General features: G+C 63.4%; 23 protein-coding genes. 19 read left to right on the plus strand and 4 right to left on the minus strand.

From position 1 onward, the window contains the following. The first annotated feature begins 13 nt into the window (after nt 1–13). From coxB to QCE58_RS02475, 6 genes are all read left to right on the plus strand, one after another. Entirely contained in the window at nt 14–1,627 is a 1,614-nt protein-coding gene (gene coxB / locus QCE58_RS02450) for a cytochrome c oxidase subunit II (protein WP_008351767.1), read from the plus strand. Nucleotides 1,628–1,724: 97 nt separating this feature from the next. Continuing rightward, nucleotides 1,725–3,335 carry a cytochrome c oxidase subunit I gene (gene ctaD / locus QCE58_RS02455; protein ID WP_008351764.1) on the plus strand — a complete coding sequence of 537 codons (1,611 nt, stop codon included), beginning with the start codon at nt 1,725–1,727 and terminating at the stop codon, nt 3,333–3,335. A 63-nt stretch (nt 3,336–3,398) separates the two neighbouring features. Continuing rightward, on the plus strand, nt 3,399–3,539 hold the full coding sequence (locus QCE58_RS02460) for a cytochrome oxidase small assembly protein (protein WP_008351762.1): 141 nt from the start codon (nt 3,399–3,401) through the stop codon (nt 3,537–3,539). Between the two features lie 9 nt (nt 3,540–3,548). Further along, nucleotides 3,549–4,121, plus strand: a complete 573-nt coding sequence (locus tag QCE58_RS02465) for a cytochrome c oxidase assembly protein (protein ID WP_008351760.1) — start codon at nt 3,549–3,551, stop codon at nt 4,119–4,121. A gap of 5 nt (nt 4,122–4,126) precedes the next feature. Continuing rightward, on the plus strand, nt 4,127–4,330 hold the full coding sequence (locus QCE58_RS02470; protein WP_008351758.1) for a DUF2970 domain-containing protein: 204 nt from the start codon (nt 4,127–4,129) through the stop codon (nt 4,328–4,330). A gap of 85 nt (nt 4,331–4,415) precedes the next feature. Then, nucleotides 4,416–5,273 carry a cytochrome c oxidase subunit 3 gene (locus QCE58_RS02475; RefSeq protein ID WP_008351755.1) on the plus strand — a complete coding sequence of 286 codons (858 nt, stop codon included), beginning with the start codon at nt 4,416–4,418 and terminating at the stop codon, nt 5,271–5,273. A gap of 206 nt (nt 5,274–5,479) precedes the next feature. Here QCE58_RS02475 and QCE58_RS02480 read toward each other — a convergent pair whose 3' ends face one another. Then, complete coding sequence (locus QCE58_RS02480) at nt 5,480–5,689, minus strand: twin transmembrane helix small protein (RefSeq protein ID WP_008351753.1); 210 nt, start codon at nt 5,687–5,689, stop codon at nt 5,480–5,482. A gap of 125 nt (nt 5,690–5,814) precedes the next feature. Here QCE58_RS02480 and QCE58_RS02485 point away from each other — a divergent pair, with 125 nt between their 5' ends. From QCE58_RS02485 to QCE58_RS02505, 5 genes are read left to right on the plus strand one after another with little or no spacing between them, the layout of a single operon-like run. Continuing rightward, nucleotides 5,815–6,567: an SURF1 family protein gene (locus QCE58_RS02485; RefSeq protein ID WP_034470509.1), complete on the plus strand. Its 753-nt coding sequence runs from the start codon at nt 5,815–5,817 to the stop codon at nt 6,565–6,567. 30 nt (nt 6,568–6,597) lie between these two features. Then, nucleotides 6,598–7,248, plus strand: coding sequence for a cytochrome c oxidase subunit I (locus tag QCE58_RS02490; protein WP_008351749.1), 651 nt, complete (start codon nt 6,598–6,600; stop codon nt 7,246–7,248). Between the two features lie 32 nt (nt 7,249–7,280). After that, complete coding sequence (locus tag QCE58_RS02495) at nt 7,281–8,405, plus strand: heme A synthase (protein WP_008351746.1); 1,125 nt, start codon at nt 7,281–7,283, stop codon at nt 8,403–8,405. A 9-nt stretch (nt 8,406–8,414) separates the two neighbouring features. Continuing rightward, complete coding sequence (cyoE, locus tag QCE58_RS02500) at nt 8,415–9,320, plus strand: heme o synthase (RefSeq protein ID WP_008351745.1); 906 nt, start codon at nt 8,415–8,417, stop codon at nt 9,318–9,320. Then, entirely contained in the window at nt 9,317–9,907 is a 591-nt protein-coding gene (locus tag QCE58_RS02505; protein WP_008351744.1) for an SCO family protein, read from the plus strand. The genes cyoE and QCE58_RS02505 overlap by 4 nt, the downstream gene beginning before the upstream one ends. A 35-nt stretch (nt 9,908–9,942) precedes the next feature. Here the strand turns inward: QCE58_RS02505 and QCE58_RS02510 are convergent, their stop codons facing one another. After that, nucleotides 9,943–10,242 (minus strand): YciI family protein, encoded by a 300-nt coding sequence (locus tag QCE58_RS02510; RefSeq protein ID WP_034470513.1) that lies wholly within the window; start codon nt 10,240–10,242, stop codon nt 9,943–9,945. Nucleotides 10,243–10,443: 201 nt separating this feature from the next. Here QCE58_RS02510 and QCE58_RS02515 point away from each other — a divergent pair, with 201 nt between their 5' ends. Then, nucleotides 10,444–11,256 carry a MetQ/NlpA family ABC transporter substrate-binding protein gene (locus QCE58_RS02515; protein ID WP_008351742.1) on the plus strand — a complete coding sequence of 271 codons (813 nt, stop codon included), beginning with the start codon at nt 10,444–10,446 and terminating at the stop codon, nt 11,254–11,256. 58 nt (nt 11,257–11,314) lie between these two features. Here QCE58_RS02515 and QCE58_RS02520 read toward each other — a convergent pair whose 3' ends face one another. Then, a complete protein-coding gene (locus tag QCE58_RS02520) occupies nt 11,315–12,358 on the minus strand; it encodes a GNAT family N-acetyltransferase (protein WP_250520908.1) in 1,044 nt (347 codons plus the stop codon). A 198-nt stretch (nt 12,359–12,556) separates the two neighbouring features. Between QCE58_RS02520 and QCE58_RS02525 the strand changes: the two genes are divergently transcribed. From QCE58_RS02525 to nagE, 5 genes are all read left to right on the plus strand, one after another. After that, on the plus strand, nt 12,557–13,291 hold the full coding sequence (locus tag QCE58_RS02525) for a GntR family transcriptional regulator (protein ID WP_008351740.1): 735 nt from the start codon (nt 12,557–12,559) through the stop codon (nt 13,289–13,291). A gap of 162 nt (nt 13,292–13,453) precedes the next feature. After that, a complete protein-coding gene (gene nagA, locus QCE58_RS02530; protein ID WP_008351739.1) occupies nt 13,454–14,557 on the plus strand; it encodes an N-acetylglucosamine-6-phosphate deacetylase in 1,104 nt (367 codons plus the stop codon). Further along, complete coding sequence (locus QCE58_RS02535; RefSeq protein WP_008351738.1) at nt 14,550–15,557, plus strand: SIS domain-containing protein; 1,008 nt, start codon at nt 14,550–14,552, stop codon at nt 15,555–15,557. The genes nagA and QCE58_RS02535 overlap by 8 nt, the downstream gene beginning before the upstream one ends. Before the next feature lie 12 nt (nt 15,558–15,569). Continuing rightward, the gene (gene ptsP, locus QCE58_RS02540; RefSeq protein ID WP_250480243.1) at nt 15,570–18,158 is read left to right on the plus strand and encodes a phosphoenolpyruvate--protein phosphotransferase; all 2,589 of its coding nucleotides are present in this window, start codon (nt 15,570–15,572) and stop codon (nt 18,156–18,158) included. Nucleotides 18,159–18,245: 87 nt separating this feature from the next. Continuing rightward, nucleotides 18,246–20,036, plus strand: a complete 1,791-nt coding sequence (gene nagE / locus QCE58_RS02545; protein WP_250480244.1) for an N-acetylglucosamine-specific PTS transporter subunit IIBC — start codon at nt 18,246–18,248, stop codon at nt 20,034–20,036. A gap of 131 nt (nt 20,037–20,167) precedes the next feature. On the opposite strand, the gene rpoH is transcribed toward nagE, so the two are convergent. Then, entirely contained in the window at nt 20,168–21,103 is a 936-nt protein-coding gene (gene rpoH, locus QCE58_RS02550; protein ID WP_008351733.1) for an RNA polymerase sigma factor RpoH, read from the minus strand. A gap of 363 nt (nt 21,104–21,466) precedes the next feature. On the opposite strand from rpoH, the gene QCE58_RS02555 reads away from it, so the two are divergent. Both QCE58_RS02555 and QCE58_RS02560 read left to right on the plus strand, forming a co-directional pair. Next, nucleotides 21,467–22,033, plus strand: a complete 567-nt coding sequence (locus QCE58_RS02555; protein ID WP_034470522.1) for an acyloxyacyl hydrolase — start codon at nt 21,467–21,469, stop codon at nt 22,031–22,033. 45 nt (nt 22,034–22,078) lie between these two features. Then, nucleotides 22,079–22,462 (plus strand): nuclear transport factor 2 family protein, encoded by a 384-nt coding sequence (locus tag QCE58_RS02560; RefSeq protein ID WP_008351729.1) that lies wholly within the window; start codon nt 22,079–22,081, stop codon nt 22,460–22,462. Nucleotides 22,463–22,467 lie beyond the last annotated feature (5 nt).

The following is a 22,467-nucleotide window of genomic DNA, read 5'->3' on the forward strand; positions in this document are numbered from 1 at the left end:
GTCGAGGGTTTGAATGGAAAATTTGGGTAAGGATGCTATGAAAACAATCAAGCGAGCCCTCTCGGGCGTGCTGGCGGCAGGCGCACTGCTTTCCGCCGGTGCAGCCCTGGCGGTCGAAAACAGTCCAGGCGGTCCCGCTGTCAACGAGATCAACTTCCAGCAGCCTGTGACGAAGATCGCCGAGGAGCTCTACGGCCTCCATATCTTCATGCTCATCATCTGCACCGTCATCTTCATTGGCGTGTTCGGGGTGATGTTCTATTCGCTCTTCAAGCATCGCAAGTCGAAAGGCTTCAAGCCGGCCAACTTCCACGAAAGCACCACGGTCGAAATCATCTGGACGATCGTGCCGTTCATCATCGTCATTCTGATGGCGCTGCCGGCAACCAAGGCCGTCGTCGCGATGAAGGACACGTCCAACGCCGATCTCACCGTCAAGGTCACGGGCTATCAGTGGAAGTGGGGCTACGACTACGTGAAGGGTCCGGGCGAAGGCATCAGCTTCCTCTCGACGCTCTCCACGCCGCGCAGCGAAGTGAACGGTCAGAAGCCGATCTCGACGCTGTATCTGCAGGAGGTCGACAACCCGCTCGTCGTGCCGGTCGACAAGAAGATCCGCATCATCACGACGGCGAACGATGTCGTTCACTCGTGGTACGTCCCGGCATTCGGCGTGAAGCAGGATGCGATTCCGGGCTTCGTGCGCGACACCTGGTTCAAGGCCGAGAAGGTGGGCACGTATCGCGGATTCTGTACGGAACTGTGCGGCAAGGAGCACGCGTACATGCCGGTGGTCGTCGAAGTGCTGTCGGCCGATGACTACGCGAAGTGGGTCGATGGGCAAAAGAAGAAGATGGCCGCCGGCCAGGACGATCCGCTCAAGACGTACACCAAGGACGAACTGATGGCGCGCGGCCAGCAGGTTTACACGTCGAACTGCGCGGTCTGCCACCAGCCGACCGGCAAGGGCGCGGGCCAGTTCCCGGCGCTCGACGGCTCGAAGATCGCGAACGGTTCCATCGCCGAGCATCTGAATATCGTGCTGCACGGCAAGGCCGCGATGCCGCCGTGGCAAGGTGTGTTGAACGACGTCGAGATCGCGTCGGTCGTCACGTTCGAGCGTAATAGCTGGAGCAACCACACCGGCGATCTGCTGCAACCGAAGCAGGTCATCGACGCCAAGGCGGGCAAGATGCCCGAAGGCGGCGGCAATGCGGCGGCGGCATCGGCGCCGGAAGCGGCGAGCGCCGCGCCCGCGGCGGCCGAAGCGAGCGCGCCGGCTGCATCGGGTGCGCAGGCGTCGCAAGCCGCCGGTCTGCCCGCCAGCATCTATTTCGAGACGGGCAAGGATTCGCTGCCCGCCGACGCGAAGAGTGCGGTGGACGCCGCGGCGGCCTACGCAAAGGCGCATCCGGACGCGAAGATCGCGTTGTCGGGATTCACCGATGCGACCGGCAACGCCGACCAGAACGCCGATCTCGCCAAGCGCCGCGCGCAAGCCGTGCGCGACGCGCTGAAGGCAGCGGGCGTGTCGGAAGACCGCATCGTGTTGAAGAAACCGGAAACCATCACGGGCGGCGCCGATAACAAGGAAGCCCGTCGCGTGGAAATCAGTCCGGCTGCTTGACGTGCCGAGCGTGGCGCTTTCCTTCGCCGGACGGCAACGGAAAGTCCCACGCGTCATTGCCAAGTGCCCCGAGTATTCGCTTTAGGAGATGATTGTCATGTCTAGCATCGGACACGATGTAGGCGCAGGTCACGACCACGCGCACGACCATGCGCACGAGACGCCGCATGGCTGGCGCCGGTGGCTCTTCGCTACCAACCACAAGGACATCGGTACGCTGTACCTGTTGTTCTCCTTCATCATGTTCCTCTCCGGAGGCGTGATGGCGCTCGGCATCCGTGCCGAGCTGTTCGAGCCGGGCCTGCAGATCATGCGTCCCGAGTTCTTCAATCAGCTGACCACCATGCACGGCCTCATCATGGTGTTCGGCGCGATCATGCCGGCGTTCGTCGGTTTCGCGAACTGGATGGTGCCGCTGCAGATCGGCGCATCGGACATGGCGTTCGCGCGGATGAACAACTTCAGCTTCTGGCTGCTGCCGGCTGCCGCGGTGCTGCTCGTCGGCTCGTTCTTCGTGCCGGGCGGCGCAACCGCCGCGGGCTGGACGCTGTACGCGCCGCTCTCCACGCAAATGGGCCCCGGCATGGACTTCGCGATTTTCGCGGTCCACATCATGGGCGCGTCGTCGATCATGGGCGGCATCAACATCGTCGTGACGATTTTGAACATGCGCGCGCCGGGCATGACGCTCATGAAGATGCCGATGTTCGCGTGGACGTGGCTCATCACCGCGTACCTGCTGATCGCCGTGATGCCGGTCCTGGCGGGCGCGATCACGATGGTGCTGTTCGACCGTCACTTCGGCACGTCGTTCTTCAACGCGGCGGGCGGCGGCGATCCGGTGATGTACCAGCACATCTTCTGGTTCTTCGGTCACCCCGAGGTGTACATCATGATCTTGCCGGCGTTCGGGATCGTGTCGCAGGTGATTCCGGCGTTCTCGCGCAAGCCGCTGTTCGGCTATAGCTCGATGGTGTACGCGACGGCATCGATCGCGATCCTGTCGTTCATGGTGTGGGCGCACCACATGTTCGCGACCGGCATGCCGGTGACGGGCCAGCTCTTCTTCATGTACGCGACGATGCTGATCGCGGTCCCGACGGGCGTGAAGGTGTTCAACTGGGTGGCGACGATGTGGCGCGGCGCGCTGTCGTTCGAAACCCCGATGCTGTTCGCGATCGGCTTCCTGTTCGTGTTCACGATGGGCGGCTTCACGGGCCTGATCCTGTCGATGGCGCCGCTCGACATCCAGATGCACGGCACCTATTACGTCGTGGCGCACTTCCACTACGTGCTGGTGGCGGGTTCGCTCTTCGCGTTGTTCGCAGGCTGGTACTACTGGGCGCCGAAGTGGACCGGCTGGATGTACAACGAGATGCGCGGGAAGATCCACTTCTGGGCGTCGATGATCTTCTTCAACATCACGTTCTTCCCGATGCACTTCCTGGGTCTCGCCGGCATGCCGCGCCGTTATGCGGACTACCCGGCGCAGTTCACGGACTTCAACCAGGTCGCGACGATCGGCGCATTCGGCTTCGGCCTCGCACAGGTGTACTTCCTGTTCGCGGTCGCGCTGCCGACGTATCGTGGCGGCGGCGAGCTGGAGAAGGCATCCGACAAGCCGTGGGATGGCGCGGAAGGCCTCGAATGGACCGTGCCGAGCCCGGCGCCGTTCCATACGTTTGAAAATCCGCCGACGGTCGAATAAATAGCATCGAGGTTTGCAAGGCTTCCGCCACGGAAGTCTTGCAGCCGGCAAGCAAGAGAAAGCATGGCCCCGAATCCACAAAAAAGACGCACGCCCGAGGAAATACGCGCGGGTAACAAGCGGCTCGGAATCATCATGGTGTTGGTTGCCGCCGTCTTCTTTCTGGGTATCGTCGTCAGGCAATACCTGTTGTCGCGAGGGTAGGAAAGCAACGTGTCCACTCAGCAGGAAAATTCGCATGTCGACCGGTCGTTCAACCGGTCGATGCTGGTCAAGCTCTTCGTCGTCGCCGCGCTGATGTTCGGCTTCGGCTTTGCGCTCGTGCCGATGTACCGCGCGATCTGCCAGATCACCGGCATCAACAACCTCGTGCAGAAGGACGTCGGCGCGCGCGAGGCGAAGAACACGCAAGTGGACATGAGCCGCTCGATCTCGATCGAATTCGATGCGAACGCGCGCGGCCCGCTGAAGTTCAAGCCGGAGCAGAACTCGCTGGACATCCATCCCGGCGAAGTGATGACGGTCATGTACGACGTGACCAACGAGCAGAATCGCACGGTGAACGCGCAGGCGATTCCGAGCTATGCGCCGAAGCAGGCCACCGAGTATTTCAAGAAGATCGAATGCTTCTGTTTCACGCAGCAGACGCTCGCGCCGAACGAGACCAAGCGCATGCCGGTCGTGTTCGTCGTCGATCCGAAGCTGCCGAAGGATGTGAAGACGATCACGCTGTCGTACACGTTCTTCGAGCTGAACACCCCGAAGTCGGTGGCGAAGGGCTCGTGACGGCCATGAGCGCAGATACGCCGAAAAAGGGCGGTTTCTTCAAGCTCATCAAGGCGGTGTGCTGGTCGTTTTTCGGCGTGCGCCGCCGGGCCGACCTGGAGAGCGACGCCGCGCAGTTGAATCCGCTGCATCTGATCGCGGCGGGCATCATCGGGGCGGTGCTGTTCATCGTCGTGTTGTTGCTGATCGTGCGCGCGGTAGTGGGATAGACGGAAAACGCCGGGCGTCGCGCGAAGCGCTGCAGCCGGCGGCAAAAGAAAATTCAAGCAACTGGATCGAAGTGGAGAATCAACAATGAGCGGTCAAAACGAGAGCCCGTACTATTTCGTGCCGCATCCGTCGCGGCATCCGGTGATGGCTGCAACTGGCTTGCTGATCATGCTCGCCTCGCTGGCGTCGTGGGTGAACGGCCATAGCTTCGGGCCCGCCGGCACGTTTATCGGCTTGCTGTTCGTGCTGTTCGTGCTGTGGCACTGGTTCGGCGACGCCATCTCCGAATCCGAAGGCGGCATGTACGGCAAGCGTGTCGATGTGTCGTACCGCTGGAGCATGAGCTGGTTCATCTTCTCCGAAGTGATGTTCTTCGCGGCGTTCTTCGGCGCGCTGTTCTACGCGCGCGCCATCGCGATGCACGAACTCGGCAGCCTCGACTACAAGCTGATCTGGCCGGACTTCACCGCCGTGTGGCCGAACAACGGCCCCGCCGCGCTCGTGCCGCATTTCCGCGCGATGGTGCCGTGGCCCCTGCCGACCATCAACACGGCGCTTCTGCTGTCTTCCGGCGCGACGCTGACGGTGGCGCACCACGCGCTGCGCGAAGATCATCGCAAGAAGGCGATCATCTGGCTGGGCGCGACTGTTCTGCTCGGTATCATCTTCCTGTTCTGCCAGGGCTACGAGTATTTCCACGCGTACAACGAACTCAACCTGACGCTCAACTCCGGCGTGTACGGCTCGACGTTCTTCCTGCTGACGGGCTTCCACGGTTTCCACGTGTTCCTCGGCGGCACGATGCTGGCAGTGGTGATGTTCCGGCTGATTCGCGGTCACTTCACGGCGGAGCACCACTTCGCGTTCGAGGGCGCCGCGTGGTACTGGCACTTCGTCGACGTCGTGTGGCTGGGTCTGTACGTCGTCGTCTACTGGCTGTAAGGAATATCGACGCGGGCGCGCGCGATGCGCCGTCGGCGATGCAAGGCCGGCGGCGACGCCGGTCCGAGAGCATAGAAGCAGTGATCAACACGCCGCCCTCGATGTCTCAAGGGGCGGCGTTGTCGTTTGAAGAGGCGGTGCGTTTTAGCGCCGCGCGCGACAATTCGCCTCGCGGGGCGAGGCGCGCGTTGCGCGTATCGTCGCGATCAGCGTCCGATGGGAACGCCCGACGTTTGAATCCAGCCCATCCAGTGAGCGAACAGGATGAAAAGGAAGAGCGAGATGGATAGCCCGACGCGCGCGGCGAGCGACCACACCATCCGCTTCGTCCTGCCCCGGTCGGTCATCATGAAATAGAGCGCCGAGCCCAGACTGCCGATGATAAGGATGAATGCGATAGCAACGAAGATGTGCATGAAACCAGCCAGCGATTTTGCTCAGGAACGACGGTGAGCAGTATGAATTTGGACTATCTCATTATCTCACTCGACGGAACCCGGCGTGTAGCGGCCGGCCGGATGCCGACGGTTAGGCGTTCGGCATGAAGATCCGGTTCTGGCCCGCGCTCCTGATTCTGATCGTCGTCGCGATCACGGTGCGCCTCGGCTTCTGGCAGCGCGACCGCGCGCATCAGAAGGAAGCGCTCAACGCGCAGATCGTCGCGTTCGAGAATGCGCCCGCGCGCGAAGTCGGCGTCGAGCCGATGCCGCTCAAGTCGATCGAGTTCCATCGCGTGGAGGCGCGCGGCGAGTTCATGCCGGAGCGCGTCGTGTATCTGGACAATCGTCCCTATAACGACCAGCCAGGCTTTTATGTCGTGATGCCGCTTAAACTCGAGGGCGGCGGCTATGTGCTCGTCAATCGCGGATGGCTGCCGCGCAACATGGCGGACCGCACGGGCATCGAGCCGTATGAGACGCCGAAAGGCGTCGTCGAGGTGAAGGGGATCGCGCGCGCGAATGCGTCGCAGGCGTTCGAACTGGGCAGCGGCGGATCGGCTGCGCACAAGGAGATCCGCCAGAACCTGGACATCAGATCGTACGCGGCCGAAACCGGGCTGGCGTTTCAGCCGTTCGTGATCCAGCAGACGAACGATACCGGCGACAGGCTCGTGCGCGACTGGCCCGCGCCGACGCTCGGCGTCGAGCGCAATTACGGCTACATGTTCCAGTGGTGGGGCATGGCGGCGGCGGCCATCGGGTTTGGCCTGTACGCCGCGCGCCGCGCCGGGAAGAAGCGCGATGCAACCGACATAGGCGGCGAATCCGACGATGAAGCCGAGCATCACGCCTGAACACTGACGAACAGAGACACATTTTCACCGATGCAATCACAACGCTCCGCTGCCACCGACAAGACACGCACGCAGCAAGGAAACGCGAAGAAAGGCTCCTGGATCAGCGGCCGCTGGATGCTTTTGCTGCTCGCGCTCGTGTGCGCGGCGCCGGTGATCGCGTCGTATCTGATGTACTACGTGTTCAAGCCCGCGGGCGGCACATCGAGCTACGGCACGCTGATCGATCCGCAGCGCCCGATTCCGGCGCAGCTCGTCGTCACCGATGAAAAAGGGCAGACCCTGCCGTTCAAGTCGCTCGAAGGCAAATGGCTGATGATCACCGTCAACGGCAGCGACTGCGACGAGCAATGCGCGACGCGCCTCTATTTCATGCGACAAGTGCGCGTGTTGCAGAACGCCGAGCGCGAGCGCGTCGTGAACGTGTGGCTGCGCACCGATGACAAGCCGGTCGCCGACGTCATCAAGTCCGCGTATCCGCAGCCGGACACGCGCATGCTCGTCGCCGACGAGAAGGCGATCGCGGCGTGGCTGCCGGTGAATGACGGCACAAAGCTCACGGATCACATCTTTCTCGTCGATCCGAACGGCAATCTGATGATGCGCTTCCCGAAAAATCCCGATCCGAAGAAGATCAACGGGGATGTGGCAAAGCTCCTGAAGTGGTCGCGCATCGGCTAAAGCGCGGCTAATACGCGGTTTGAAGGTTAAACATGAGTTATGTATTGCAACTGGGCCTGATCGGCATCTGCATCGCGCTGCTGCCGCTCTCGTACGTATGGGTGAAGGCCGATGACGACAAGTTCAGGAAACTCGTCTGGCTGACCACTTTCCTGACGCTCGATCTCATCATGTTCGGCGGCTTCACGCGTCTGACCGATTCCGGCCTCGGCTGCCCGGACTGGCCCGGCTGCTACGGCACGTCGTCGCCGTTCATCGCCCATGCGCAGATTTCAGCCGCGTATCAGGCGATGCCGACCGGTCCCGTCAGCATGGTGAAGGCGTGGATCGAGATGCTGCATCGCTATTTCGCGATGGCGATCGGCGTGCTCATCATCGCGCAGGTGATCATCGCGTGGACGGCGCGCATCAAGAAGCGTCCGCTGCACGTGTCGCCGTGGTGGCCGACGGGCATTCTGCTGCTTATCCTGCTGCAAGGCGCGTTCGGCGCGTGGACCGTCACACTGAAGCTGCAACCGGTGATCGTCACGACGCACCTGCTGCTCGGACTCGCGCTGCTCGGCGTGCTCGGCTGGCTGGCGGCGCGCATGACGCCGATTCCATCGCTCGACTCGGTTTCGAATGCCGCCGCCGCGCGCTGGATGCCGGCCGCGGCATTCGGCTTGCTGGTGCTCGTCGTGCAGATCGCGCTCGGCGGCTGGGTCAGCACGAATTACGCGGTGCTCGCGTGCACGGACTTTCCGCTGTGCAACGGCCAGTGGGTTCCGCCAATGAATTTTGAGCACGGCTTTCATCTCTGGCGCGCGCTCGGCATGACCGGCGACGGTGACGTGATCTCGCAGGACGCGTTGGTGGCGATTCACTGGACGCATCGCACGTTCGCGGTCGTCGTCGTGATTTATCTGCTGTGGCTCGCGCTGAGACTGCGACGTTTCGAATCGCTGCGAAAGCCCGCAAACGGCGTATTGTTGATGATCGTCCTTCAGTTCCTGACGGGCATGTCGAACATCGTGCTGCAGTGGCCGTTGCCGGTCGCGGTGGCGCACAACGGCGGAGCCGCGATCCTGTTGCTGCTACTCGTTATGCTAAACTTTCGAATCTCTTCCAGCCGTCCCGGCCGCGCCGCAGTTCCCGCGCGCGACGTCGTTTCAGCGTGACTCCACATCATGGATAGCACGACACTCAACTCCCCACTCGGCAGCCGCGCATCGCAGTATCTCGCGCTGACCAAGCCGCGCGTCACGCAGCTCGCCGTTTTCTGTGCCGTCATCGGCATGTTTCTGTCCACGCCCGGCATGGTGCCGTGGGACAAGCTGATCGGCGGCGCCGTCGGCATCTGGTTGCTGGCCGGCGCGGCATTTGCAATCAATTGTCTCGTCGAGCAAAAAGTCGATGCAAAAATGCGCCGCACCGCGTGGCGACCGTCCGCGCGCGGCCAGATCACGTCCACGCAGATTTTGACGTTCTCCGCATTGCTCGGCGGCATCGGCATGTGGACGCTCTACACGTTCACCAATCCGCTCACGATGTGGCTCACCATTGCCACGTTCGTCGGCTACGCGGTCATCTACACGCTGCTGCTCAAGCCTTACACGCCGCAGAACATCGTGATCGGCGGTGCGTCGGGCGCAATGCCGCCGGCGCTCGGCTGGGCCGCGGTCACGGGACACGTGCCCGGCGACGCATGGATTCTCGTGCTGATCATCTTCGTGTGGACGCCGCCGCATTTCTGGGCGCTCGCGCTGTATCGCCGCAAGGATTACGAGAACGCCGGCCTGCCGATGTTGCCGATCACCCACGGCGAGAAGTACACGCTGCTCAACATCTTCCTCTACACCCTCGTGCTGTTCGCCGTGACGCTGATGCCGTATATCTCCGGCATGAGCGGCGTCGTGTATCTGGCGAGCGCGATCGCACTCGGCGCGGGTTTCATCGGCTACGCGTGGAAGATGTATCGCGACTATTCCGATGCGCTCGCGCGCAAGACCTTCCGCTATTCGATCGTGTACCTGTCGCTGCTGTTCGGCGCGCTGCTCGTCGATCACTACGTGCGTACGGTGATCGGCGCATGACGGCCATTCTTCGTCGCATCTTCGCGCTGCTGTTTTTCGCGGCGCTGCTTTCGGCGTGCGAGAAAGCCCCGGATTTCAAGAATCTCGACATCACCGGGAACAAGCAATTCGGCAGCGATTTCGCCTTGCCCGATACGCACGGCAAGACGCGCACGCTCGCGGACTTCAAGGGCAAGGCCGTGGTGCTGTTCTTCGGCTATACGCATTGCCCCGACGTGTGCCCGACGACGCTCGCCGAGCTCTCCCAAGCGATGCAGCAACTCGGCGACAAAGCGAAAGACGTGCAGGTGCTGATGGTCACCGTCGACCCCGCGCGCGACACGCCCGATCTGCTCGGTCAGTACGTGGCGGCGTTCAACTCGTCGTATGTCGGTCTGCGGCCCGCCGACGATGCGCAACTCGCGAAGCTCGCCAAGGACTTCCGCGTCTACTATGCGAAGTCGCAGGGCAAGACGCCCGACGACTACACGATGGATCACACCGCCGCGAGCTACGTGTTCGACAAGGACGGCAAGCTGCGTCTCTTCGCGCGCGACGGGCAGGGCGTCGAGCCGTGGGTTCACGACCTGAAGATCTTGATCGACTGATCGCGAAAGTGGCCCGAACGGGCCACTTTTCTTTTTCAGCCGTCCAGCGACGGCTCAGGCAGATTCAGACCCGGCGCGAGCCGCGTCGCCTTGAATTCGATGATGTCGTAGTGCGCGAGCCCTTGCTGCGCGAACGGATCTTCCGCGACGATCGCATCTAGCCGATCGCGCTCGATGCCTGACGCCACGATGACGCCGCCATCCCGCGGCACCTTCGGTCCCGCCATCACGAAGACGCCCGCCGCGAAATAGCGCTCGAGATAGGCGCGATGCGCGTCGAGCGCGTCGTCGATCTCGGCAAGCGCGCCTGTGTAGCGAAGATTGATGACGTACATGGTGAGATGCGCCTCCGGCTCGCGAGATTTGTGATGTTCTGTTGTCGATTCTAGCCGTACCCCGTGGCAGCGGATATTCACATGAGCAATCTGTATTTCACGTCGCACCAATGCTGTGCGAACATCCGTCACCCGGTCTGATCATCGATCGGAGACGAATCAGGCAATCCAGCAAGCACGCATCATCGAAACAGGAACACCATGCAGCGCAGAAATTTGCTTAAAGCCATTACCGCAGTCGCGGCCTCCGCCGCGTTGTTCACGAGCCTCGCCGCTCACGCCGACGACAAGGTGATCAAGGTCGGCACCATCAGCGGCCCTGACGCGCAAATCTGGCAAGTCGTGCAGAAGGTCGCGAAGCGCGAAGGGCTCAACGTGAAAGTGATCGAGTTCAACGACTACGTGCAGCCGAACGCAGCGCTCGACGCCGGCGATCTCGACGCAAACAGTTTCCAGCATCAGCCGTATCTCGACAGTCAGATCAAGCAGCGCGGCTACAAGATCGTCAACGCGGGGCTGACGTATATCTCGCCGCTCGGGGTCTATTCGAAGAAACTGAAGTCGCTCAAGGATCTCCCGCAAGGCGCGAAGGTCGCGGTGCCGAACGATCCGTCGAACGAGAATCGCGCGCTGTTGCTGCTGCAAGCGCAAGGCGTCATCAAGCTGAAGGCGGGCGCGGGCGCGAACGGCAACAACGCGACGGCGCTCGACGTGGCGGAGAATCCGAAGAAGATCAAGCTCGTCGAACTCGACGCCGCGCAATTGCCGCGCACGCTCGCCGACGTCGATGCCGCCGCGATCAACACGAACTTCGCGCTTGCCGCGGGCCTGCAGCCGACGAAGGACGCAATCGCGCTCGAAGACGTGCATAGCCCGTACGCGAACCTGATCGCGGTGCGCGCGAAGGACAAGGATCAGCCGTGGGTGAAGAAGCTGGTTGCGGCTTACCAGTCGGAAGATGTCCGCCAGTTCCTGAAGAGCGAGTTCAAAGGCTCGGTCGTGCCTTCGTTCTGAATGTCATCGCTTGAGTTTCGAAACGGCGTCCTGCGGGACGCCGTTTTCCTTGGAGCAATCAGTCGACGCAAATCTGCTGCAACTGCCGCTGCCAAAGAATGCCCGTGCTCCCCTCCTGCACCGGCGTGAAACCGGTTCGCATGAAGAGTCCGCAGAAATCTTCGTAGGGCTCGTCCAGCCGGCAGATCACCTGTTCGTAGCGAGCGCCGTGCGCGAAGTTCGTGCAGGCCGCGACGAGCCGCTCGCCGAGTCCGCGACGCCGCGCGCCCGGTTCGACGAACAACATGTCGATGCGTGCGCGGCTTTCGGAGTCCGCAGTAAGTATCGCGGCACCGACGCGCGTCGCGTTGTTCTGCTCCGCCACCCAACACGCGATGCGCGGGGTGTTCGCCTGCATCTCCGCGAGAAAGTTCGCGACCATGTTCGCCGCCCATGCCTCGCTGACCAGCTTCGGCCGCTCGCCGCTATATAGATGCGCCTGGCGCTCGATCATCCAGCCGAAGTCTCCGGCGCGCGGGCCGCGCAGTCGCGTTTCTCCTTCGGCGTTCGGCGGCGAGAGCAGACGCTCGACGTCCGCCATTGCCGTGCAGAGCTGATCGATTTCGGCAGCGGTCAGCCGCTTGAGCAGCGCGGCGGCCTCGGCCGATACGTGCAGATCGATCTCATCGACCTGGGCTTTCGCTTCGGGCGTGATATGAAGCAGATGCGCTCTGCCGTCCGATTCGTTCTTTCGCCGTACCACGAGGCCGTTCTTCTGGAAATTGTTGATCAGGCGACTGAGATAGCCCGTATCAAGTCCAAGGTTGCGCGATAAATCGGCCGCCGTGGCAGCCCGGTCCTGCGCCAACTCATGCAGGATGCGAACTTCAGTTAACGAAAAGCAGCTTTTATGGAGCCGCTCGTGGAGTGCGCCGGTATGGCGTGCATAAAAACGGTTGAAACGGCGCACCGCTTCGACGGCCCGGCTCGGATCGGAACTGCCCATCGCTCTAGTCTCTCGTTTTGTTGAAATTAATTGTGAATCCGAATTAATACATGCATTGTGCCAAAGAAGAACGACCGTGCGAATACGAAAATGCCCGAAAATTGGGTTATCAGGCAATTAAGGAACCAATTCGGCAAGTGGACTACGTGTACGGGTAAGTCCCAATAGCAGACATGTTCCGAATCGAGCCGCTAAACATTTTTTAACTCATTGATTTAGCGAGAAATTTGACGTTCGTCCTGAGACGCCGCTTTAGCGTTGACTGGTATTATGTTGGTTATATAATGGGCTCCACTTCTGAGGTGAGAGCTTTCGATGGAGCATCGCTGGCAGGACCTGACACCCGACGCGCGGAGCGACACGCCGCTCTATCTTCAGTTGGCGTCGCGCCTCGCCACGGCGATCCACGCGGGCAACTGGTCGGCTGGCGAGGCGCTGCCGTCCGAGCGCACGTTGTCGGAAGGTGTGGGCGTGTCGCGGATCACCGCGAGAAAGGCCATCGCGCTGCTGGTCGAGCAAGGCCTGATCCGGCGCGTACGAGGCGCGGGCAGTTTCATCACGCCGCGCGTCGAAGATCCGCTTTCCCGTCTCACCGGTTTCACGCGAAAGATGGAGCAGCGCGGCTTCACGCCCGATTCGATCTGGCTAGAACGCGGACTGCGCGCAGCGAATCGCGATGAAACCGTGCGCCTCGGTCTGGCGCCGGGCGCGGCTGTTGCAAGCCTGAAGCGGTTGCGGCGCGCGGACGGCATCGTGATGGCGGTCGAGCATTCAACGTTGCCGGTCGCCGCGGTGCCCGATCCACTCGCGATCGGCGCTTCGCTCTACCGGTATCTGGAGGCGCGCGGGCTGTCGGTGGTGCGCGCGTTGCAGCACTTTCGCGCGGTGAACGCCGGCGCGGAGATCGCGCGGCTCATGGGCGTCGCGCCGCGTGCAGCGCTGCTCGTGATCACACGCATCGGCTATTCGGCGGATCAACGCGCGATCGAATTGACGGACACCTACTGTCGCGACGACTACTACGACTTCGTCGCGGAACTGCATCGATAAGCGTCGGCACAGACGCGCTTAATCCGGACGCATCAAGAGAGCAAACAGAGAACGAGAGGACCCAAGGACGCCGTTCGCTTCTTTCGCGACGAAAGCCTGCTCGCAGCACGGCGCGGACGGCACTGAACCTCATCCATGCATCGCGTACTTCCAGAGAAATTCATGCTGAAAGGAAACATACTCACGACCGATGGCTGGATCCACGGCACGGTCCGCTTCGAGAACGGCCGCGTGACGGCGCTCGAAGGACATATCGCCGATCCGCTCGCCAACGACGCGCCCTACATCCTGCCGGGCTTTATCGATCTGCACGTTCACGGCGGCGGCGGCCGCGACATCATGGAAGGCGGCGACGCGGCGGACACCGTTGCCCGCCAGCACGCGCAGCACGGCACGACGAGCCTGCTCGCCACCACGATGACCGCGCCGCGCGACGAACTCATGAGCGTCGTCGCGGGTCTCGGCGAACAGGCCAAACACCGCGCGGCGGGCGGCGCGCGCATGCTCGGCGTGCACCTGGAAGGTCCGTACATCAATCCCGGCAAGCTCGGCGCGCAGCCGGACGCGGCCGCCGTCGCGGTGCGCGACGAAGTGCTGAAGTATCTCGATCTCGCGCCGATCCGCGTCGTCACGATCGCGCCGGAAATCTCCGGTCATCTCGACATTATTTCCGACCTCGCGGCGCGCGGCGTGCGTGTGCAGCTCGGCCATTCGCTCGGCACATACGACGACGCCGTGAACGCGCTCAAGCACGGCGCGCGCGGCTTCACGCATCTGTTCAACGCAATGTCGCCGCTGCATCACCGTGACCCGGGCATGGTTGGCGCGGCGCTCGCGCATGCCGAATACGCGGAACTGATTCCTGATCTGCTGCACGTTCATCCGGGCGCGATTCGGGCCGCGATGCGCGCGATTCCGCGTCTCTACGTCGTGACCGACAGCACCTCGGCGGCCGGTATGCCCGACGGCGAATATCGCCTCGGCAGCCAGCACGTCACCAAATGCATGGGCGGTGTGCGCCTCGCGGACGGCACGCTCGCCGGCAGCACCCTGACGATGGATCAGGCGCTGCGCAATCTCGTCTCGCTAGGCATTCCGCTCGCGGACGTCTCGAATCGCCTGTCGCGTTTCCCCGCCGACTATCTCGGACTCGAAGACCGCGGCCGCATCGCGCGCGGCGCTTGGGCCGATCTCGTCGTGCTCGACCGGGAGCACGCGCTGACCGCCACGTACGTCGAAGGAGAATCAATTGTCGAATATGCTTAATGAGGCGCTCGAGTCCGCCGACGTCGTCGCGGCCCAGCTCGCCGATACCTCGCGCATCGAAGAACTCGCGGAAAAGCTCAAGGAACAGCCGCGCAATGTCGCGCTCACGGTCGCGCGTGGCAGTTCCGACCACGCCGCCAGTTATTTCGCAAGCCTGACGATGAGCCGCATCGGCGTGCCGGTCGCATCGCTGCCGATGTCCGTCGCGACGTTGCAGCAGGCGCCGCTGCGTGTCTCGGGCCAACTGGCCGTCGCGTTCTCGCAGTCGGGCAAGAGCCCCGATCTCGTCGGCACCATGCAGGCGCTGCGCGACGCGGGGGCGTTCACCGTCGCGGCCGTCAACGTCTCCGGTTCGCCGCTCGAAAGCGCGTGCGAATACTTCCTGCCGCTGCTCGCCGGTCCCGAACTGTCGGTTGCCGCGACCAAGAGCTATATCGCGATGCTGTCGCTTTCCGCGATCGTGATCGCGCACGTTCAGCGCGACGTCGAATTGCTGAAGGCGCTCGATTCGCTGCCCGAGAAGCTGCGCGCCGCCGGCAAGCTCGACTGGACGCGCGCCGTCGACGAACTGAAGAGCGTCGATCGCATGATCGTGATCGGGCGCGGCCTCGGCCTCGCCATCGCGCAGGAAGCCGCGCTCAAGCTGAAGGAAACGTCGGGCATTCAGGCCGAAGCGTTTTCCAGCGCAGAAGTGCGTCACGGTCCGATGGAGATCATCGACCGCGACTATCCGCTGCTCGTGTTCGCGCCGCGCGGGCCGGAGCAGGCGGGTCTCATCCAGCTTGCCGCCGATATGCGTGCCCGCGGCGCGCGCGTGCTGCTCGCAGCCCCAGCCGACGTCGCCGAAGCGGAACTGCCGCTCGTCGCCACGGACCATCCCGCGCTCGATCCGATCGCCGCGATTCTTTCGTTCTACGTGATGGCCGCGGGTCTGGCCGCCGCGCGCGGGCGCAATCCCGACGCGCCGCGCCACCTGAACAAGGTCACCGAAACCCATTGAGTGAGATAGCCGATGCGCCGTGCCGAGGAGTCACTGTTGAACCATTCCATCGATAACCCGAACGACGTCGTGCTGCTCGCGCCGTTCACCGGTCCCGTCGTGCCGCTCGCCGACGTGCCGGATCCCGTGTTCGCCGAGGGCATGTTCGGCGACGGCATCGGCATCGATCCGCTCGATAACGTGCTCGTCTCGCCCTGCGACGGCACCATCACGCATCTGGCGCGCACGCATCACGCCGTGACGCTGCGCACGAAGGAAGGCGCCGAGATTCTCGTGCATATCGGCATCGACACGGTCGAGCTGGGCGGCAAGGGCTTCACGCCGAAGATCCAGCAAGGCGCGACGGTGCGCGCGGGCGAGCCGCTGATCGAGTTCGATGCGGATTTCGTCGCGCAGCACGCGCCGAGCCTCGTTTCGGTAATCGCGATCGCCAACGGCGATGCCTTCGATATCATCGATCGCGCCGGCCGCGGCGTGCTGAAAGCGGGCTCGCGCCTGCTGGTTCTGCGCGCCAAGGACGGCGAGAAAGCCGAGACGGCGCGCGCGGGCGCGGTCGTTCTCGACGAAGCGCGCCGCAGCCTGACGCTCTCCCATGCGGGCGGCCTCCATGCGCGTCCGGCGGCGCGGGCACGCGAAGCTTCCCGCGGTTTCGACGCGAAGGTCGAAGTGCGCTACGAAGGCAAGAAGGCGCCGGTGGAAAGCGTCGTCGGCCTGCTCGGCCTCGGTGCGGGCGAGGGCGCGACCATCGAGCTCGTCGGCATCGGCGTGCAGGCGCAACAGGCGGTCGAAGCGGTCGCGGTGGAATTGCTGCGCGCGGCGCAAGGCGAAGTCGAAGAATCGCCCGCGCGCGAGAAGTCGCCCGCGCCGGTCGTGCAAGCCACGCGAACGGGCGAGCCGTTGCCGCCGAACACGCTCGCGGGCGTGTGCGCGGCGCCGGGCATCGCGATCGGCAAGCTGGTGCGCTGGGACGATCAGGAAATCGTGCCGCCGGAACAGGCGAGCGGCGCGTCGGCGGCGGAAAGCCGCGCGCTCGATAAAGCCATCGCCCAGGTCGATGCCGAACTCGGCGAAACCGTGCGTACCGCGTCGCAGCGCGGCGCGGTCGGCGAAGCGGGCATTTTCGCGGTGCATCGCGTGCTGCTCGAAGATCCGACGCTTCTCGACGCCGCGCGCGATCTCATCAGCCTCGGCAAGAGCGCGGGCTTCGCATGGCGCGAGGCGATCCGCGCGCAGATCGCGCTGCTCTCGAACGTGCAGGACGAACTGCTCGCCGAGCGCGCGGCCGATCTTCGCGACATCGAAAAGCGCGTGTTGCGCGCGCTCGGCCTCAACAACACGGCGGCGCTCGAGTTGCCTCAGGAAGCCGTGCTCGCCGCCACGGAATTCACGCCGTCGGATCTGTCGTCGCTCGACCGCACGCGCGTCACCGCGCTCGTGATGGCGCGCGGCGGCGCGACCTCGCACGCGGCGATCATCGCGCGGCAGATCGGCATTCCGGCGCTCGTCGCGATCGGCGATGCGCTGCACGCGATTCCCGAAGGCACGCAAGTCGTCGTCGATGCATCGGCGGGACGCATCGAGCATGCGCCGACCGCGCTCGACGTCGAGCGCGCACGCAACGAGCGCGAGCGGCTCGCGGGCGTGCGTGAAGCGAACCGCAAGCTGTCGCGCGAAGCGGCATCGACGAAGGATGGCCGCGCGATCGAAGTCGCCGCGAACATCGCGACGCTCGACGACGCGAAAGCCGCCGTCGAAAACGGCGCCGATGCGGTCGGACTGTTGCGCACCGAACTGCTGTTCATTCATCGCCAGTCGGCGCCGACGGTCGCGGAGCACGCGCAAAGCTATCAGGGCATCGTCGATGCCTTGCAGGGCCGCACCGCGATCATCCGCACGCTCGATGTCGGCGCGGACAAGGAAGTCGATTATCTGACGCTGCCGCCCGAGGAAAATCCGGCGCTCGGGCTGCGCGGCATCCGGCTCGCGCAAGTGCGCCCCGATCTGCTCGATGACCAGTTGCGCGGCCTGCTCGCCGTGAAGCCGGCGGGCGCGCTGCGAATCCTGTTGCCGATGGTCACCGATTCCGGCGAACTGCAGCGCTTGCGTGCGCGCATCGACGAACTGGCGCGCGAAGCGGGCCGCACCGATCCGGTCGAAGTGGGCGTGATGATCGAAGTGCCGTCGGCGGCGCTGCTTGCCGACCAACTGGCGAAATACGCCGATTTCCTCTCGATCGGCACCAACGATCTCACGCAGTACACGCTCGCGATGGACCGTTGCCAGCCCGATCTCGCCGCGCAATCCGACGGCCTGCATCCGGCCGTGCTGCGTCTCATCAAGGCGGCGGTGCAGGGCGCGGAGAAGCACGGCAAGTGGGTCGGCGTGTGCGGCGCGCTAGGCGGCGATCCGGTCGCGGCGCCCTTGCTCATCGGACTCGGCGTGACGGAATTGTCGGTCGATCCGGTGTCGGTGCCCGGCATCAAGGCACGCGTGCGCAATCTCGATTACCAACTGTGCCGTCAGCGCGCCGAGGATTGCCTCGCGCTCGAATCGGCTCAGGCAGTAAGAGCGGCAAGCCGCGAAATCTGGCCGCAGGACTGAACGTCTTCCCTGCAGCCGGCTTCACGGATGCCTTTTCAGCAATCCCCGAAGCAGCAAAGACAAGACCTATATTTTTTGGAGAACCCGATGGACGCCAACCCGTTTGCAAAGATGCAGCGACTAGGCCGCGCGCTGATGCTGCCGATCGCCGTACTACCGGTGGCCGGCCTGCTTTTGCGTCTCGGCCAGCCCGATGTCTTCAACATCAAGATGATCGCGGACGCCGGCGACGCGATCTTCACCAATCTGCCGCTCTTGTTCGCGATCGGCGTGGCGGTGGGCTTCGCGAAGGACAACAACGGCACGGCGGGTCTCGCCGGCGCGATCGGCTACCTCATCGAAGTGGCCGTGATGAAGGACATCAACGACAAGCTCAACATGGGCGTGCTGTCGGGGATCATCGCCGGTATGGTGGCCGGCTATCTGTATAACCGATACAAGGACATCAAGCTGCCCGAGTATCTGGCATTCTTCGGCGGCAAGCGCTTCGTGCCGATCGTGACAGGCGTCGCGTGTCTGGTGCTCGGCATCGTCTTCGGCTACATCTGGCAGCCGGTGCAGGCGGCCATCGACGGCGCGGGCAACTGGCTGACGACCGCCGGCGCGCTCGGCACCTTCGTGTTCGGCGTGCTGAACCGCATCCTGCTGGTTACGGGTCTGCATCACATCATCAACTCGCTCGCGTGGTTCGTGTTCGGCTCGTTCACGCCGCCCGACGGCGGCGCGATCGTGCACGGCGACCTGCATCGCTTCTTCGCGGGCGACAAGACGGCGGGCGGCTTCATGACGGGCTTCTTCCCGGTGATGATGTTCGGTCTCCCGGCCGCGTGCCTCGCGATGTTCCATGAAGCGCCGAAGGAGCGCCGCGCGATCGTCGGCGGCCTGCTGTTCTCCATGGCCCTGACCGCATTCCTGACGGGCGTGACCGAGCCGATCGAATACTCGTTCATGTTCCTGGCTCCGGTGCTCTACGGCATCCACGCAGTGCTGACGGGCCTGTCGCTCGCCATCTGCTCGGCGCTCGGCATCCATCTGGGCTTCACGTTCTCGGCGGGCGCGATCGACTACGTGCTGAACTACGGTCTGTCGCAGCGCGGCTGGCTGGCGCTCGTGGTCGGTGCGGTGTACTTCGTCATCTATTACGGCCTGTTCCGCTTCTTTATCCGCAAGTTCAACATGGCGACGCCGGGCCGCGAGCCGGCCACGACCGACGCCGAAACCGACGTGGCCCAAACCGTCGATGGCGGCCTGATTCCGCCCGTGCCCGGCGCGGCAGCAGCCGTGTCGAACACGCGCGCTGCGAAGTACGTCGCGGCGCTCGGCGGCGCATCCAATCTGACGCTCGTCGATGCCTGCACGACGCGTCTGCGTCTGTCGGTCGTGGATTCGGAGAAGGTGTCGGAGCCGCAGTTGAAGAGCATCGGCGCGCGCGGCGTGTTGAAGCGCGGCGCGACCAACGTCCAGGTGATCATCGGGCCGGAAGCCGATCTGATCGCCGATGAAATCCGCAGCGAACTCGAGCATTCGTCGACGCGCGGCGCAACGCCCGCATCGTCGACGCCGGCGCAACCGGTCGCGGCAGCGGTGAGCGGCGACCAGACGCCCGGCCCGCTCGATCCGGACCCGTTCCGCTGGCTCGCGGTGTTCGGCGGCGCGACCAACGTGGTATCGCTCGACGCGGTTGCGCAGACGCGCCTGCGCGTGGTCGTGCGCGATCCGTCGTCGGTGGATCGTCAGCGTTTGTCGTCGCTGGATGTGGCGTGGGTGTCGGCGGATACGGTCCACATCGTCGTGGGCGCGGCGGCGCAGCGCTATGCGGCGCAACTGTCCACGCGCTTGTCCGGCAATGGCGGCGGCGCTGCACCGATGCCTGCCTGAAGCGGTAATCGAAGCTCGATAACAAACGGCGCCCGTGGGCGCCGTTTGTGTTTTCAGCGAAGTGCCAAAGAAAAAGCCCGCCGTCTCGTCGACGGCGGGCTTTGCAATTTCTGCAATGGCACAGTCAATTGTTACGCGTAGTCATGCAACGCCGAGCGCATCTTCTTCATCGCGCTCGCCTCGATCTGGCGAATGCGCTCCGCCGAGACGCCGAACTCGTCGGCCAGTTCATGCAGCGTCTTGCCGCCCGAGCCGTCGTCCTGCACGTCGAGCCAGCGCGCCTTGATGATGCGGCGGCTGCGTTCGTCGAGCGATTCGAGTGCATCGGCGAGGCCGTCGCTTTGCAGCCTGTCGTGCTGCCGCGCGGCGATGACGTTAGTCGGCTCGTTGTGCGAGTCGGCCAGATAGGCGATGGGCGCGTACGCTTCCTCGCCATCCTCGACCTGGCCTTCGAGCGCGATATCGCCGCCCGACAAGCGCGTTTCCATCTCCGCGACTTCCTCGCGCTTTACGTTCAGCTCGCTCGCGAGACCTTCGATCTCGTCCGGCGTGAACGCCGAATGGCTGGTCTTGTGACTGCGCAGATTGAAGAACAGCTTGCGCTGCGCCTTGGTCGTCGCGACCTTCACCATGCGCCAGTTGCGCAGGATGTACTCGTGAATCTCGGCCTTGATCCAGTGCATCGCATACGACACCAGGCGCACGTTTTGCTCTGGGTCGAAGCGCTTCACCGCTTTCATCAGACCGATGTTGCCTTCCTGGATCAGGTCGGCGTGCGGCAAGCCGTAACCGAGATAGTTACGGGCGATCGACACGACGAGGCGCAGGTGCGAAAGCACCAGCTGGCGCGCGGCGTTCAGGTTGCCCTGCTCGCGGAATTCGGTGGCGTACTGTCGTTCCTCCGCCTGCGAAAGCATCGGAATACGGTTCACTGCTTGTATGTATGAATCGATGTTGCCGATCTGGCCGGTCAGCATCGACGACTGTGCGTACGTCAGCGCGCCTGCCGAAGATGCCTTGGCAGGTGCCGAGCTCACAACATTCGGAAGGGTCATCGCATTGGTCACGCTCATAAGCTCCTTATCAACAATTCACGTGCCGCTTAACGACCGCGGCAAGTCAGACACGATATTAGCACTCCAGTCCATCGAGTGCTAAGTGTTAGAGCAGAGGGGAATGTGGGAGTTCCCACAAAAACTATCGAATTTGCGGGTCCAATAGGACGGACTGTTGCGCGAGCAGCGGAAGAAACTACCGGAGGCTGAAACGTTTTCGCATGATTTACCTTACTTGCCCACTGTCGCGATCAGAAATTCTACAAACGGGGGCGCGCTGATGCGATTTCTGCAAATGTTTTAAAACGTCACTAGAATCGCCAAGCGACAGCAATTTACGAAACACACCCGCTATCCGAGCAAATTGGGGTGCAAATGCATAAAAACAAGAGTTCGTGGCCCCGCCCGCTAGCGCGCGTGGCGGTTTGTACTGCATTGGGTCTCGCGTCGGCGGCGGCTCATGCCGACCGATTCGGTGTCCAGATCGCCGGCGGCGTCGCCGACCACGACATCAAGAAGGCCGATCTCGGCCTGTCCTGGGATCCGGGCCTCACCTGGTGGGAGATCGGTGGTTTTCACTTCACGCTCATCGGCGAAGGCCACGTGTCCTACTGGCACACGACCGAGGACAACGCCGTGCATCCGAACATATGGGAATTCGGCATTACGCCAGTGCTGCGCTTCGTGAAGAGCTCGGGCTACTTCCGGCCGTTCATCGAGGCGGGCGTCGGCGTGCGGCTGCTCTCGCACACGCGCATCACCGAGGATTTCAGCGTCGGGTCGGCGTTCCAGTTCGCGGACATGGTGGGCGTCGGCATGATCTTCGGGTCGAAGCAGAGCTATCAAGCGGGATTTCGCTTTCAGCATCTGTCGAACGGCGGTATCAAAGAGCCGAATCCTGGTATAAATTTCAGCCAGCTATATCTGCAATACAACTTCTGACGAGGCGCCGGCGCATCGGTTCCTCGACACAAGGGGAATCGACAGATGCCGGCAAAAACCATTGAGGCCATCCGCGGCCTCGAGCGCGATCGCTTCCGTGCCATGGTCGAGGGCGACGGCCCGGCGCTGGACGCGCTGCTGGCCGAGAACGTCAGCTACGTCCACACGAACGGCAAGCGGGAGACGAAGCGCCAGTTCATCGACGCGATCACCGCGGGCCGCCGCCGCTATCGGCAGATCGAAATTCAGTCGCAGGATGTGCTGCCCGCCGGCCGCGATACGTGCCTCGTGTCGGGCCGTGCGCTGATCGAGATGGAATCGAAGAACGGCGCGCTGCTGTTTCCGATCGCCTACACCGCCGTCCATGTGCAGACCGAAGGCCAATGGCAGCTGCTCGCCCTGCAGGCGACGCGCGTGGCGCTCGAATAGCCACG

It is taken from the genome of Caballeronia sp. LZ028 (assembly GCF_031451415.1).
In the GTDB taxonomy this organism is placed as follows: Bacteria; Pseudomonadota; Gammaproteobacteria; order Burkholderiales; family Burkholderiaceae; genus Caballeronia; species Caballeronia zhejiangensis.